Origin of the sequence: Photobacterium nomapromontoriensis (genome assembly GCF_050336815.1) — a bacterium.
Classification (GTDB): Bacteria; Pseudomonadota; Gammaproteobacteria; order Enterobacterales; family Vibrionaceae; genus Photobacterium; species Photobacterium nomapromontoriensis.
Genome location: NZ_JAKJSL010000028.1, coordinates 90,048 through 105,004 on the forward strand (window position 1 = coordinate 90,048; position 14,957 = coordinate 105,004).

Here is a 14,957-nt window from a genome sequence, read left to right on the forward strand (position 1 = left end):
GTCCATTCAACGTTATGAAAACATAACGTGACAATGCTCACATTTTTTATTGAGCACTTGTCGCGTACACTACCAGCTATCCCTCAGCACTACCTTACTCGAAAATAACACATAAACCTTAAAAATCAATATGTTGATCTAAATATCGGCTATTGATATCTCTCCCTTTTCCGACTGCATTATTCTGTCTGTGTAACACTGTTTCAAGATACGACTCAAAAGTGTGATATCTATCATCTTTTAACTTTTGTCTGACTGTATAATGCTGATTGTCCGACAATAAGACAATCAACATTTTGGAAATGAACAATGAAAGCCATTAAACTTTCTCCTACAGACAACGTAGCGACATTACTGGGCGACGTAGAAAAACATGAATCAGTTGAAATTATTTCAGCTGATAACGAAGTGATCGCAGACATCACAGCACTGCAAAAAATCACCTTCGGCAATAAGATTGCGCTAAACAACATCGTAAACGGTGAGCACATTTTGAAATGCGGTCACTCCATTGGTAAGTCAATTGTTGAAATCCCGCTAGGTCAACTTGTTCATGTGCAGAACGTGCGCAGTGAGCGTCTGGACATTCCAGAATCAATTATTGAAGAAATCATCAAACAAATGGGAATCGAACAATAATGACAACTTCATTCAAAGGTTACCCACGCCCAAATGGGTCATTCGGTATTCGTAACAATATTATGATCGTGGCGATTGATGAGTGCTGTGAAGGTATTGCACGTAACATCAGCAAAGAAATCGATAACTCCGTTGTGGTAACCAACCACTACACCTGTATGTATGGCGGTAACGAGGAGATGATCGATACCATCATCCATACCGCAACCAACCCGAACATCGCCGGTGTGCTGGTGATTGCGATGGGCTGTGGCTCGATTGATCCACAAATGATTGCAGAGCCTGTTCGTAACGAAGGGCTACCGGTTCATACTCTAACGGTTATCAAAAACAAAGGCACAATCGAAACGATCAAAGACGGTATCGAACTAGCAAAAGAATTGAAAGCTTACGCCGATAGCATTGAGCGTGTTGATGCGCCCGTTTCAGCACTACGTATTGGTATTAAGTGTGGTGGTTCAGATACCTCAAGTGGTCTTGCGTCTAACCCATCAGTGGGTGCCGCTTCTGACAAACTGGTCGATTTGGGCGCAACCACCATGGCAGGTGAACTACTTGAGCTACTTGGCTGTGAAGAGATCCTAAAAGCTCGCTCTGTAACCCCTGAAGTGGGTGAGAAAATTGCGCGTCTAATCAGTGAAGATTTGCAGCGCTGGCATGTGATCGAAGGCACGGAGACCATGTCGATCGGTAATAGCGTAGGAGGCCTAACAACCATCGATGAAAAATCACAAGGTGCGATGCACAAAACCGGTACCCGTCCAATTCAAGACTGCCTGCGTATTAACCATCTTCACCGTGAAAAGCCAACCACACCGGGTTTCTATCTGACTGAAACAACCATGCTATGTGGTGGCGCCGCGATGCACTTTGCCTCACTAGGCTGTCAGTTGATCCTGTGGACGGCAGGCGCTGCAGGTTTCAATAACTCAATAGTGCCAGTGATCCGCGTATCAGGTAACAGCGCTTTGATTACCGCAGACATGGACATCAACGCCTGCGGCATCATGGATGCCACTGACACCATCGACAATGTATCAAACAAGATCCTTGAGAAAGTGTTTGCTGTGGCAGACGGTGCACCAACCAACCTTGAAGGCGTAGGCTACGCATATGCATCTTTGTACCAAAAAGATCAGCGTTTAGAACACGTTATTCAGATTTGTCCGCAATAATCATAGTGGCTTTTAAAAGGTGTTCATGAATGCCTTTATGTGAGATTAGAAAAATGAGTAAAACCGCTCCAAATAAATCACTGGGGTTAACCCTCGCACTGACTTGTGCGGCGCTGTGGGGCGCATCATTCCCTCTGGGTGGCGTACTGGCTGGTAAGCTTGATCCTGTGGTGCTTGCTATCGCGCGTTATGCGATCGCAACGCTGTGTTTCGTGACCGTGTTCATGTTCTCTAAGAAGCACACCCTGAAAAAGATCCAAAGCAAGAAAGACGCATTCCTGCTGATGGCGGCTGGTATCTCGGCACAAGCGGTGTTCTTCTACTTCACTATTTTGGCGTATGAATACACCTCGTCTGGCGAAATCGGTGTGATCAACGGTATGGCACCGTTCCTGACCATGCTGGCGGTATTTATCATTGATAAAATTAAGCCTTCTGCACCAAAAGTGTTCGCGGTTGTGCTATCACTAGTTGGTGCGGGTATCATCGCGTACGACCCATCGAACAAGATCCAAGGTATCAACCTCGGTCACTTATTCGCGCTGTGTGGTGTGCTTGGCTTTGTGACCTACAACTACATTCTGGGTAAGTTCGGCTCTGACTTGAACTCACGTTACGACCTGTACTCAAGCAGCTTCTACCAGTTCGCGTCTGCGACTGTTGCGCTACTTATTTTGGGTCTGATCACTGGCGCTGACTTCAGCTCTGCAAGCGTACTGGTTGAAAACGGCAAGAACCTAGGCAGCATCCTAGCGCTTGGCCTGTTGTGTTCAGGTTTTGCTTACGCGATATGGGAGCTGGCGACACTGAAAACACAAGATGCGGTTATCACCACAATGGCTCTGAACGTACTGCCACTGTTCGCGATGATCGTGGCTTACTTCCTGCTGGGTGAGACGATCACGCTGCAGAAACTGGCTGGTGTAGTAACCGTCGTTATCGCACTGTGTATCTACACTGCGGGTGACAAGTTCATCAAGAAAAAGCCTACGCTTCAAAAATCAGCGGCTTAATCCCCCCCCTCTAAAAAAAGCGGTCAGTGTAGGCACTGACCGCTTTTTTATTTGTTACATACTTCATCTATCCAACGCCTAAACGTTACGGTTACGCTTTGGCTTCTGGTGCTGCCCCCGAATTTCATTCGCTTAGTCAGAAAAAATGGAATAATCGCCAAGCGTGACTCCCATCATATCTAACTGTGTGATCAACCCCTTGTCCGTTAATATTGCCAATTCCTTTGCCCGAGGCAGGTTATAGTTACTGGTATCTAATAAACATTGATCTATATACGCTGGATGACACATTATTTCTAAGATATCAGTATCATTTTGATGTTGATTAATGATCCCGACAATCGTATCAATACTGATGTCTTCGCCATAGAAGTCACTATTGAAATGATACTTGGTGTGTTTTCTTGCTGAGGCCGGATAACCATAATCCCTTAACGGCAAATGATAATCACGCGCAATCTCTTTCACTACGGGCAATATTTGTGGATGAGTATGCGCATGGTGATGGCTGTCAATATGGCTCAGCGGTATGCCTGTTGCCAGAAAATAATCTATCTGGGCGATGATCTCATCGGCGATCTGCCGTTCGCAGAGCCCCCTCATTTGATCAAACACCTTATAGGTAAAAAAGCGCCCATTTTTATCCGTCAAACTGGGAGCAGCTGTCAGGGATATACCGGCTGTAAAGCGCAAATGAAGCCCAACACTCAGCGAAGGGTTTAACTTGGCTAAATCAATTGCTTGCTTATCGGCTTCCATTCCCACCATCAAGGTGGTCGAACGGACGACTCCCGTTTGGCTCGCCGCTATAATTCCTAAATTAACACCTGGTGTTAAGCCGAAATCATCAGCATTAAAAATAACATGCATAACATCTCCTATGTATTAAATGTCTGGCATCTTGCCCGCTTGCTAAATTTTGACACTCAAACGTTAATTAAATTGCGGCAAATAATCACGATTCACTCTCAATATATCATCGAATATTTCTTTTGCTTGTTTAATGTCAGTAACAAGGGGATGGCTTACCAGTGCCATTAACCCCTTGTCATAATCACCATGCACGGCTGCGTCGACTGCCAGTTGCTCGTAGGCCTTAACCTGATGAATCAATCCACTGATAGCGGGCTCCAATTGACCAACGGTTAAAGGCCGAGCTCCCCAGTTACCAACAACCGCACTGCATTCAATCACCACATCATCAGGTAGACTCGATATGGTACCGTTATTACGCACGTTAACAACATTGATGGTGTTGAGGTTATTATATATGGCATCCATTAAATTCAGTGACGCATCAGAATAATATGCACCACCACGTTTTTCTAGCTGCTCAGGCTTATGTGCAAGATTAGGATCTTTATATAACTCAAACAGCTCTTTCTCCGTCACCATCACTTGTTCTGCACGTGTACCGCCATTCTTAGCCGCCTGTTTTTCCTCTTCTAACATGGCTGCTGTTTGGTAGAAATAACGATGATACGGGCAAGGAATCGCACCCAGCGCTTTAATGAAATGAGGATCCCACGGCTCTTCAAAAATATTCGCCATGCTGAAATTGGCCCCGTCGGCGATTTTTTCAAGTACATCCGCCGTAATATCATTGGCTCCAAGCCAGGCTCTATGAACCCACACTAGATGATTCAATCCTGCAAACTCTAAAGATAAATCGTCAGCAGAGCACTTCATCATCTGTGCAATCATGACTTTCATAGAAACAGGTACATTGCAAAGGCCAATGGTTTTAACCTTGGTATATTTCAATATGGCTTCAGTTACTAACCCTGCAGGGTTTGTAAAATTTAACATCCAGGCATTGGGGGCTAACTCTTCAATATCTCGACAAATATCTAGGATCACTGGAATCGTGCGCAGGGCTTTGGCAAAACCGCCGGGGCCTGTGGTTTCTTGACCAATCACATTATAGTTAAGCGGGATACGCTCATCATTGGCACGAGCCATCAGACCCCCGACACGGAACTGAGTCATAACAAAGTCCGCCCCCTTTATTGCAGCTCGGCGATCCAACGAGGCTTTCACTGTGATCGTCGCGCCAACCTTGGCGATCATCCGCCGCACCAACGCTTCAATAATATCCAGTTTTTCCTGACCTGCTTCAACATCGACAAAATGAATTTCTTTAATCGGCAAATGGTCAATTCTTTTTAAGATACCTTCAACCAATTCAGGAGTGTAACTGCTACCACCGCCAATGACGGCCAATTTTATTGATGTTTTCATTATGATGAAATCCTAATTCTGATTATTTTATCTCAACGTGTCCAAGGAGATATAGACAGATTTGTGAATAAGACATTACCGCTAGTATGACTCATTGAAAGAAAAGCCAGTTGGGGGAAATCAACTGGCTATTTCTAACAAATGAAAATCTATTGCTGCGATACTGCTTCTACTCGACTACTTCTTCCTGACATTGTTACGCTACGTGTCTTAACCGTTTTTACATGGTTAACATTAATAGGAGCATAATATGGAACCCATGACTGGCCGCCATCCAATGAATATTGGTTTTCTAACCCTGGGAATCTAGTATTAATATTAAGCATACCACCTTCAATTACAGCTCCAGGCAAGGGAACTCGATAGTTCACACCATGTTGTGGTGGCAGTTGATTATAAATATCGACGGGTTGAATAAACTCTAGCTTCGCAAGGGCATGCTGCCCTAGAGTATTCGCAAAAGTGTCCCAAGCCTGATCCATCGGTGTTTTACCACTTTGGTCTATAGGCAACTCAGCGGGCATACTTGTGACCCAAGCTCGCTCTGCAACACCAAGCAACTTAGGGAAAACTAAGTACTCCATGATTTCAGGTGATTTTGCATTTTCTGAAAACAGCTGACCTTGGAGCCCTACAATATTCTGCTTGCCTTCTTCTGTTAATTCTACCCAGTTTGGATTCCATTCGACTGGATTACCTAATTTATCTATTTTTCCATTGGCATAAATATTAAATGGACGGTATTCAAACGCTTTTTTCGTATCTGTATAGCCAGCCCAGTGATAGCCAATTTCATCAGGATGCTTGTTATACGCTAAATCAAAATACAAATTTGTTGCATGCGACAGTACTACCTGATATCCCTTATTTGCATATACATATGATTGATGCTCATTTCCCCAACCCCACACATTATTCCAAAAAATAGGGTATAGCTCACCATAATCAACATTACCGGTACCATTATGCGTTAGTACATCACCCCAGCTAGCCATTTTAAAACCATTCTGATTAATAATGGAAATCCAACGGCTGAAGAAATAATCGAATAGTTCGGCATCTGTTTTACCTGCAGTTTCGGGGTTTTTCTGGATTGCTGGTGATTTAGCCCACCATTCATTTGCCCCAAGAGGCGGTAATTCATCACCACCACCATGCAAGCGTGTGATATCGGCTTCCGGTACGGCATCATACATTGCCTTCGTTTCACTAATCACTTTATTTAAGAAGGCATAGGTTCCCTCTAATGATGGATTGACAATATTATCAGTATAGAACTGAGCGGTATAATATTGTGACTCATCAAGTGGATCGATCAAACGGTAGCGATTTGCCTCAGCTAGATCAGTATCTTTATATTTATTGTAGCGATATTCCATCGCTTTAACTGCTGCTCTGGCATGTGCTGGAAAATCGTATTCTAATATAATATCAATATGGCGATCAGCGGCATATTTTAAAATATCTTTAAAATCTTCAACGGTATAATACCCCCAACCTTTACCTAAAAAGTTTTGTTGTGCAATTTCAAACCCCTGAAAGTTAGGATTTACACCATTATTTGCTTCTGTAATATTTTCTGGTTTTCCTTCAATGCCATCACCCGATGAGAACTCATTACCCGATCCCATAGCGATGTGCAGCATCGACGCATCATTGATATCATAACCACGTTTGGCGCTAAATTCTGTTAACTCAGGAATACCTGGTATTTCTAAGCGCCATCCTTCATCATTAGCTACATTCATTTCAAATTTATTAATTTTATAATAAGCAAGCAAATCAATTAATTTAAAAATTGTCTCTTTAGTTTGAAAATGACGGGCAACATCCAACATCATACCACGATATTCAAATCGAGGAGCATCAAGAGAAGTCACTGCAGGTAACACTGCATACTGCATTTTATTATCACCAACAGATGCTTGGTAAACATCATTGGGTATTAACTGACGCAATGATTGTATGCCATAAAAAACACCGCTAGCATCTTTACCTTCAATAACAATGCCATTAAATGGATCTATGCTTAATTTATATCCTTCATTATCTGCAACACCATCGGAATCAGTATCAAGTAAAGGATTTAATTTTAATGTAATTAGTCCAGCAACATTCGGTTTAATTTTATTGATTGGGAACTCACCAACAATAAGATCTTTTAATGCACTCTGTAAGTATACTGCTTCTTTACTTAAATCATCTGGTGCATTAATTGATGATGTTGAACCGAGTAACGTTAAAAACCCAGCATCACTTAGTTCTGCAGATTGTAACTGTGGAACGACATAATTTTGAATTGGAACATTTAATTCCGTAGCTGTATTCTCAGAAAAGCGTAGAGATGCGGTTTGAACAGGCATATTATCATCAACGCTTTGTTTTGTTTGTTTTGGATCAGAAGGATCCATGACCACATCAACCGATACTGCATGTGGAGCATTACCATTAAAGGAAATATGAAAACCGGATGGGGAGTCATTTTTTAACATTTGCCAATATTGAGCGGTGATCATAATCTCTCTAGACTCACCAGGCTGAATAGGTTCAAAACCCACCACCGGCTCTAATACAAAATAATCGCCACTTTTTGATTTATCCGCATTTTTTAATGATAAAAACTGATCTGCCATCTGTTTTCTTGCATTATTCCCATCAATGCTATCAATAGGTAATACAGACGCTGGCGGTCTTACAGAACTGAAAAATAATGACCAGTCTTTGTCACCAAGAGGTTCAATACCATTATTCGTTATTGTCAGACTTCCTAAAAATATATTCTCTCCAATTTCATGATCAATAACCTTCCATAGTAATTCAACCTGATCGGCTTCTGGATGATAACTATCAGCAAAAGCACTATTATTAATGACGAGTTGTGACATTAATGCAATAGCTAATACTTTCAATGGTGATTTGAAGCTTTTCATTACATCTACTCCATGATAAATAATATATTGTCAGTCATATGGGTGTGAAACGAACATTAATTTTTGCTCTATATATTCAAAGAGAGGCATATTTAAATAAACATATACCTCTATCTTTACCAACTTAACGCTGTTCTTTTATATGTATATTTACTGTATTTTAACGCCGATTTGCCATCCGTTTATATTGATGCCGGCGACCACGAAGTGTGATACCTAGGCGCATAATATTCTCAGGAGGAGCTATACCGCTATATCCCCCATCTCCAATATGAACAATATCGGCACCAGCGGCCTTACATGCCATTGCAACCTGCTCAATATATGACTCTGTTGCCCCTTCCTGAGAAGTACCAATCGCCAACATACCTAACATCCCGCTATCATGTACCGCTGCCATCATGCTTCTCGCTAATTCATCATTAACGCCCGGCGTGGTATAAGGGGCAGGGAACATCATTACGTCAGCGCCAGCCTCAGCAAACTGCTCAACGATGCTTAAGTTATAATCATTCCCTACACCGCCAGCATGCATTTTCCCTGCAATGACAATGATGTCTTTTGATACACTACGCACCAGTGATATCGCATCAAGGATCGTTTCCTGAGTGACGCAATTGCCTGGGTTTCCCGTTAGCATCACATAATCAAGTCCGATTTTAATGGCTTGCTCTACCGTTTCTTTAGTCACGGTTCGGCCAAGATCAACATGCTCTACATTGCTAGGCACTGGCTCTAAGTTACAGCCAATCAAACGTCCCGTTCTCGCTTTTATTTGCTCAACCGTCATCACTTCATCGGGTGTTTCTGACAGCACTTTAATGGCGGGTTTCATCACATCAAGACAGTTTAATGTGATCATATCAGCACCAAAAGCGGCGGCAATTTCTGCCCCAGAAACCATATCTATCGGTGGCGTAATGCCAACAACATTTTCCACCATGATCGTACGGCCTTCAGAGTTTCGAATACTGTCGACAAGCTGCTGTCGTGATGCGGTCTTAAAATCTTGAGCGGTATAATCAAATATTCGCTTCTGCATTACTTTCATTCCCTTGATGTGTTAATTCAGACTGAGATTCACGTTGTAATAAATGATGCAATTTTTCCTGAATCGCAATCACTTCTTCTGCCAACTCTCTACACAGCATCGTAGTCATAATATGATCTTGAATATGAGTGAGAATTAAAGTCATGGTGACTTTACCCGCCCCTTCATCAAAACCAATCAACGATGTTTGCGTTTTATGTACAGCAATCAGGGCTTGGTCCCCCTCCTTGAGTAACTCAAGTGCTTTAAGATGATCGCCCCGACGGGCAGCACGCATGGCTTCCATACAGGCAGCACGAGCCTCTCCGACCTGACACAACAGCGTCATCAAGAACTCTTCCGTAATGTCGTCACTGCATTGAATAACAGTATTCATTTAGTTTGCCTCTGTAGGTACGAGACCATCCGTTTTGTCTGTGGCAGCAGCCATCGCGCCCTCTTCAGCAAGCAACTGTTTTTCATGCACTTTTAAGAATGGGTAGAACACAATACTGCTCACGATAAGGCTGCTTAGAACCACCAGTGCTGCAGTGCCTGAATTAGTTGCAATAATCGCACCTATCGGAGCAGGCATTGTCCACGGTGGAATGGCGATAATTTTTGCAACAAAACCAGTTTTAAATGCTAGCCACACAATGGTGGTATTTAGCGCAGGTGCCAGTAACCACGGAATGAAATAAATGGGGTTCATGACGATAGGTGTACCAAAAATCACTGGCTCGTTAATATTAAAGGCGCCCGGTACAATCGACATTTTACCAATGGTTTTCAGCTGCGTTGCTTTAGAGCGCATCATTAATACGACTAAGCCCCATGTACCACCCGCACCACCAACAAATATAAAGAAGTCCATAACCGGATTAATAAAGATTGCAGGCAATGGCTGACCAGCGGCTAAGGCATCTTGGTTCAAACCAAGGTTAATTAGAAGCATTGGCCCAATGATCCCGCCGACAACCGAACCACCATGAATACCGCTAAACCACAATAGTTGAACCATTAATACCGCGATTAGACAGGCAATATAACTGTCAGAGGCCACAACAAGAGGTTGGAATAATTTCATAATGGCAGACGGTATTTGTAGATCATACCCACCGAGCAACACATTGATTATCGTGATAATGATAGAAATAAATACAATAGGAATAAGCAGATCAAACGACGCTGAAATCTTAGGTGGCACCGCCTCCGGCATTTTAATGCGAATATTATATTTGATCAGTAAGCGCTGCATCTCAGGCACAAATAAGCCACAAATAATTGCGGTAAATGCACCTGTACCACCTAAAAATGCACCAGGCAGTACACCTCCTACATTTTCTATAGTGATCATTGGTGCTACCGCGAGCAAGAAAGCAAACATTGATAACATGCCGGTATTCATAGCACGTAGCTTATATGATTCCGCTAAACTAAAACCGATACCAAATGCGGCATATAATGAAAATATACCCATACTTAATTGGAAAGGAGCCAGAATGTTATCTTTACCAATAAGGTTAATCAGTCCATGCCAACCATCAAAAAAGAAATTACCTTCCGAAGGAGGAAATGCTAATACCAGCAGCAACGATCCCACAATGAGAAACGGCATTGTCGAAACAAAACCATCTTTAATCGCATTAACATGCCTTTGTGCTGATATTTTCCCGGCGGTTGGTGCAACCACATTTTCAACAAAAACGAGTACTCGATCAAATATAGCCATGAGATTATCCCTCCACTGTTGACTGTGCGTTATACAAAGCCACCGCTTGATCCAACACCGCGTCACCTTTTAATAAACCGTAATTCATCATATCGATGAGCGCGCATCCTTTTCCTTGCTCATTAGCTATACGTTTAAATTCTTCATATTTAAATTTAACTTGCGGGGCAACTAAGCAGACATCCCCCCACTTAATGCAATCATCGAACTCAGCAATAGAATGGGCTGATATGTCACACTCAATACCCTTATCTTTTGCGGCTTGTTCCATTCTGCTGACGAGCATGCTGGTCGACATGCCTGCAGCACAACAAAGAAATATATTCATACTGTCACTCCTTGGGTCGTAATGATGTGTTCTTTTCTGGAATGTAACCGGTTTCAGAGACCGGTTACATTTATACCAAGCGATACATTTAACTGCACTAACCATTGGTTACAAATGCAACAGCTGTCTGTTTTTTATACTGCAACTAAATGGATAACATTACGAAAAATGAGAGAATGGGAGCATATTTAGAGTAGAAACAAAAAGGCATTGGCCTCTAAGCACAACATGATTTGTAAAGACCTCGACAACTAGCCCATCGGGAATGAGCTAGTACTTTTAGGTCACTTTGAGAGAATAACGTTACAGACTTACGGCTTGTGTAGATTCACGCACAATCAACGTACCGCAGACAATTTCAGGTTCAACCTTATCCGTCCCCTCGGCAAACTGTTGCGCGACTGACATAGCCTGCGCCATGATTTTTTGGATTGGCACATCAATGGTGGTCAATGACGGCGTCACGAATGGGCTACAAGGATCGTTATCAATGCTAATAATTGATACATCTTTAGGAACGGAAATACCTTGCTCACTTAGTGCCTTGATACAACCAATAGCAATATCATCAGAAGCGACCACCATTGACGACGGTAGTGCATTTTCTCTCACTATTTTCTTCGCGGCTTCATAGCCTTCAATATAGCCAAATTCACTGGTCGCGTAAGACGCAATGATACCGTCTTCAGAGCGTCTATTAATCGCATCATTGAAGCCAGCCAAGCGTAACGTCGATGTTGGCGTGGTGGGATCGGGACCTAAATACATGATAATGCGATGGCCAAGTTCAACCAAATGCTCTACGGCTATCTCAATAGCATGCTTTTGATCAAAGGCAATCGAATAACCCGCTTCTACGGGCAATGCACGCCCGATATTGACCAAAGGAATATCTATCGACTGATTCAGTGCAATGATCTGCTCTGGTGAGAGTTGGCGACTATAAAGCACAATCACATCGCACTTTTTATCAACCAAAGAATAGACGGCTTTTAATTCGGATTCAGCCTGATTCTGTCCGTCAGCAATCAATAATTGCTTACCAATCCGATCGGCACCCATTGAGGCTTCTTTTAATAGAATACCAAAGTAACTACCAGTAAAATCAGAAAGCACTAACCCTACACTGTTACTTCGTTTTGTTGCCAATGTTTGTGCGACAGAACAAGGTTTGTAGTTCAAATCAGACATAACCTGCCTAACCATCAGCACCGTACTTTCTCTGACTTGCCCTGTTCCATTAATTACACGTGATACCGTCGCTTTCGATACACCCGCAATACGCGACACATCAGTAATTGTTGCCATTCATCCCTCGGCCAAACATGCAAGTACCCATCCCATAAATAAGAAAGCGTACCTGATTTGAATTGATATAACAGGCTCATTATCACAAATGGCTGCATGAAAGTCTAAGTTTGCCACAACCACCGTGTGACCGAGACTACGTCTATTTAACGCTGTCGTCAAAAAAGCCGCCCTGTTAGGACGGCTCTCCGATTCAACTAACATCATTGAATTAAATGGCTTTACGCTTTCGCTTCTGCTTGCGCATCTGCCGCTTCTTGCTCTAGGCGGGTACGCATCAGATCATCGAATACTTTACGTGCTTCCTGAGCTTGCTCAGAGGCTTGCAGCTTATGTTCTTTGGCTGCCATAGCTTCATCAGTCAGACGTCTGATTTCGTCCAGTTGCTCTTGCGGTGCATCGCCCAACTCCATCCCTGACTCGCCTTTTGACAACGCAGTGGCACGGATTGCTTTCTTCAGATCCCAGATGGCGTTCAGTTTTTCACGCTCTTCTTCCGCGGCTGCAACTGCCTCATCTTTCAAGCGCTCAAATTGTGCCATCGCCATGCCTTCTTTCGACCATGGGTCGACATCCGGAAATTCTTCAATATTGATCACCGGATCGATATAGCCTTCCTGATGGGCCAAATCGAGTGTTGCCGCTTTCACACCAGAAATCATCAACATCACGGCAATCACAAGTAACGGAAGGCCACCAACAATGGCGGCGGTTTGCAAGGTTGCCAGCCCTCCCATGAACATCAAAATAGATGGCATCAATGACAAGGTGAATGCCCAGAACAGACGGTTCCAACGCAACGGATCTTCCGTGACGTTATTCTGTACCACAGAAGCCAGAATAAACGAGATCGAGTCAAACGTAGTGGCGGTGAAAATAATACACAAGAGAGTAAACACCGCGATGACCATGGTACTCATCGGCAACTGTTCAAGAATCGAGAAAATAGCTCGCGTTGGACCTTCACTATTAAGAATGCCAATAACATCCAACTGACCTGATAACTGTAGCGATAAGCCAAAATTACCTAAAATCATGAAGTACAGTGCGCAGCCTAGTGAACCGAAGAAGATCGACCCTGACACCATTTGCTTAATCGTCCGACCGCGTGAGATACGCGCCACGAACAAGCCCATGCTTGGTGCAAACACGAGCCACCATGCCCAATAGAAAATGGTCCAGTCTTGCGGGAAGTGAGTATCTTCAAACGTGCCGTAACCACCGAACGGTTCTGCCCATGTTGCCATAATGAAGAAATTCGACAACATACGACCGATAGAATCGAGTCCGGTTTCCAGCATAAACAAGGTTGGCCCCGCCACCAAAACAAAGGCCAACAGTGCCAGCGCGCCCCAGAAGTTAATATTACTGAGCACTTTAATGCCTTCATCCATCCCTTTATAAGATGAATACGCAAATAAAGCCGTACAAAGTAGTAACACGCCAATCTGAGTCGTTGTTGTTGATGGGATCCCAAATAAATAGCTGATCCCCTCATTGATCAACGGTGCCGCCAAGCCCAGCGTAGTCGCCGCGCCACCGAGCAGACCAAAGATAAACAAAATATCAATGACCTTACCCCATTTACCATGGCTACGCGCCTCACCAATAACAGGCATTAACGCAGCAGAAACTTTCAATACTGGCTGTTTACGCACATAGAAGAAATAGGCGATAGGAATGGCTGGGATCAGATAAATTGACCATGCAACCGGCCCCCAGTGGAAAATACCGTACGTCGCCGCCCAACGCACCGCTTCCTCACTGCCTGGTTCTAACTGGAAAGGGGGGCTCTGATAATAATATGCCCATTCAATAGTCCCCCAATACAGGATACTGGCACCGATACCACCACAGAACAGCATCGCCGCCCAAGAGGCGGTTTTAAATTCCGGCTTTTCGTCAGCATCACCTAATTTAATCTGGCCTATATCTGAAAAAATGATATAAATCATAAAGAAGAAAGCAGCGAGGCCGAGTGCCAAATAAAGGAAACCGAGTTTATCAGTCATGAATGTTTTGGCTATCGCAATCCACTCTGCACCTTGGGCTGGAAACAACAATAGGGGGATTATCACGGAGAACAACAACCCTAACGCCCCAAAAAAGGTCGGCTTGTCGATCAATTCAAAGTGTTTTTTAATCATGCTAACTCCTTAGCAAATGAAAATTCCATGCATAGATAAGTCGATAATCATTCATAAACACCAGACACACAAACCAATAACCTAATCGTAACGATAAGAACAATAGATTGTTGCCAAATATCTATCTTTTTTGTGATTTAACACTTGCTCTGTGGTCGGTTATTGATAAGATAGCTAACGCAAACCCTTAATCAGTAGAGGCGCGCTGCCTATAAGTACCCGTGCGGAGGATGATACCGATGATGCCGGAGAAAGGAGTCAGCGCCGAAGTGACTGTTGTTATCACACTCAGTCGCTGGGCTTACGTCGAATAGGCGTAAGACTGCCATAGTTTTTTTCCTATGGAGCGCTACCTGAAGGGGTAACAAGTCATCACTTTTGTACGTCTTCGTTACACCTCTTTTCGGTAGATCT

General features: G+C 43.4%; 12 protein-coding genes and 1 riboswitch. Of the genes, 3 read left to right on the forward strand and 9 right to left on the reverse strand.

Going from position 1 to position 14,957, the window contains the following annotated elements:
* Nucleotides 1–309: 309 nt before the first annotated feature.
* From L4D12_RS12110 to L4D12_RS12120, 3 genes are read left to right on the forward strand one after another with little or no spacing between them, the layout of a single operon-like run.
* Complete coding sequence (locus L4D12_RS12110) at nucleotides 310–639, forward strand: UxaA family hydrolase (protein WP_428448101.1); 330 nt, start codon at nucleotides 310–312, stop codon at nucleotides 637–639.
* Nucleotides 639–1,814 carry a UxaA family hydrolase gene (locus L4D12_RS12115; RefSeq protein ID WP_428448102.1) on the forward strand — a complete coding sequence of 392 codons (1,176 nt, stop codon included), beginning with the start codon at nucleotides 639–641 and terminating at the stop codon, nucleotides 1,812–1,814. The genes L4D12_RS12110 and L4D12_RS12115 overlap by 1 nt, the downstream gene beginning before the upstream one ends.
* A gap of 53 nt (nucleotides 1,815–1,867) precedes the next feature.
* Nucleotides 1,868–2,827, forward strand: a complete 960-nt coding sequence (locus L4D12_RS12120) for a DMT family transporter (RefSeq protein ID WP_428448103.1) — start codon at nucleotides 1,868–1,870, stop codon at nucleotides 2,825–2,827.
* Nucleotides 2,828–2,959: 132 nt separating this feature from the next.
* Here the strand turns inward: L4D12_RS12120 and chbG are convergent, their stop codons facing one another.
* From chbG to L4D12_RS12165, 9 genes are all read right to left on the reverse strand, one after another.
* Nucleotides 2,960–3,697 (reverse strand): chitin disaccharide deacetylase, encoded by a 738-nt coding sequence (gene chbG, locus L4D12_RS12125; protein ID WP_428448104.1) that lies wholly within the window; start codon nucleotides 3,695–3,697, stop codon nucleotides 2,960–2,962.
* Nucleotides 3,698–3,760: 63 nt separating this feature from the next.
* Nucleotides 3,761–5,068 (reverse strand): 6-phospho-beta-glucosidase, encoded by a 1,308-nt coding sequence (locus L4D12_RS12130; RefSeq protein ID WP_428448105.1) that lies wholly within the window; start codon nucleotides 5,066–5,068, stop codon nucleotides 3,761–3,763.
* A gap of 149 nt (nucleotides 5,069–5,217) precedes the next feature.
* The gene (locus tag L4D12_RS12135; protein WP_428448106.1) at nucleotides 5,218–7,998 is read right to left on the reverse strand and encodes a beta-N-acetylhexosaminidase; all 2,781 of its coding nucleotides are present in this window, start codon (nucleotides 7,996–7,998) and stop codon (nucleotides 5,218–5,220) included.
* Between the two features lie 160 nt (nucleotides 7,999–8,158).
* Nucleotides 8,159–9,040: a DUF7916 family protein gene (locus tag L4D12_RS12140; protein ID WP_428448107.1), complete on the reverse strand. Its 882-nt coding sequence runs from the start codon at nucleotides 9,038–9,040 to the stop codon at nucleotides 8,159–8,161.
* Entirely contained in the window at nucleotides 9,021–9,425 is a 405-nt protein-coding gene (locus tag L4D12_RS12145; RefSeq protein ID WP_428448108.1) for a PTS lactose/cellobiose transporter subunit IIA, read from the reverse strand. The genes L4D12_RS12140 and L4D12_RS12145 overlap by 20 nt, the downstream gene beginning before the upstream one ends.
* Nucleotides 9,426–10,760, reverse strand: coding sequence for a PTS sugar transporter subunit IIC (locus tag L4D12_RS12150; RefSeq protein WP_428448109.1), 1,335 nt, complete (start codon nucleotides 10,758–10,760; stop codon nucleotides 9,426–9,428). It abuts the gene before it with no gap.
* Between the two features lie 4 nt (nucleotides 10,761–10,764).
* A complete protein-coding gene (locus tag L4D12_RS12155; RefSeq protein WP_428448110.1) occupies nucleotides 10,765–11,088 on the reverse strand; it encodes a PTS sugar transporter subunit IIB in 324 nt (107 codons plus the stop codon).
* A gap of 303 nt (nucleotides 11,089–11,391) precedes the next feature.
* A complete protein-coding gene (locus L4D12_RS12160; protein ID WP_428448111.1) occupies nucleotides 11,392–12,396 on the reverse strand; it encodes a LacI family DNA-binding transcriptional regulator in 1,005 nt (334 codons plus the stop codon).
* A gap of 221 nt (nucleotides 12,397–12,617) precedes the next feature.
* Nucleotides 12,618–14,540, reverse strand: a complete 1,923-nt coding sequence (locus L4D12_RS12165; protein ID WP_428448126.1) for a BCCT family transporter — start codon at nucleotides 14,538–14,540, stop codon at nucleotides 12,618–12,620.
* A 190-nt stretch (nucleotides 14,541–14,730) separates the two neighbouring features.
* Nucleotides 14,731–14,903, forward strand: a riboswitch (Lysine riboswitch).
* Nucleotides 14,904–14,957: the final 54 nt, after the last annotated feature.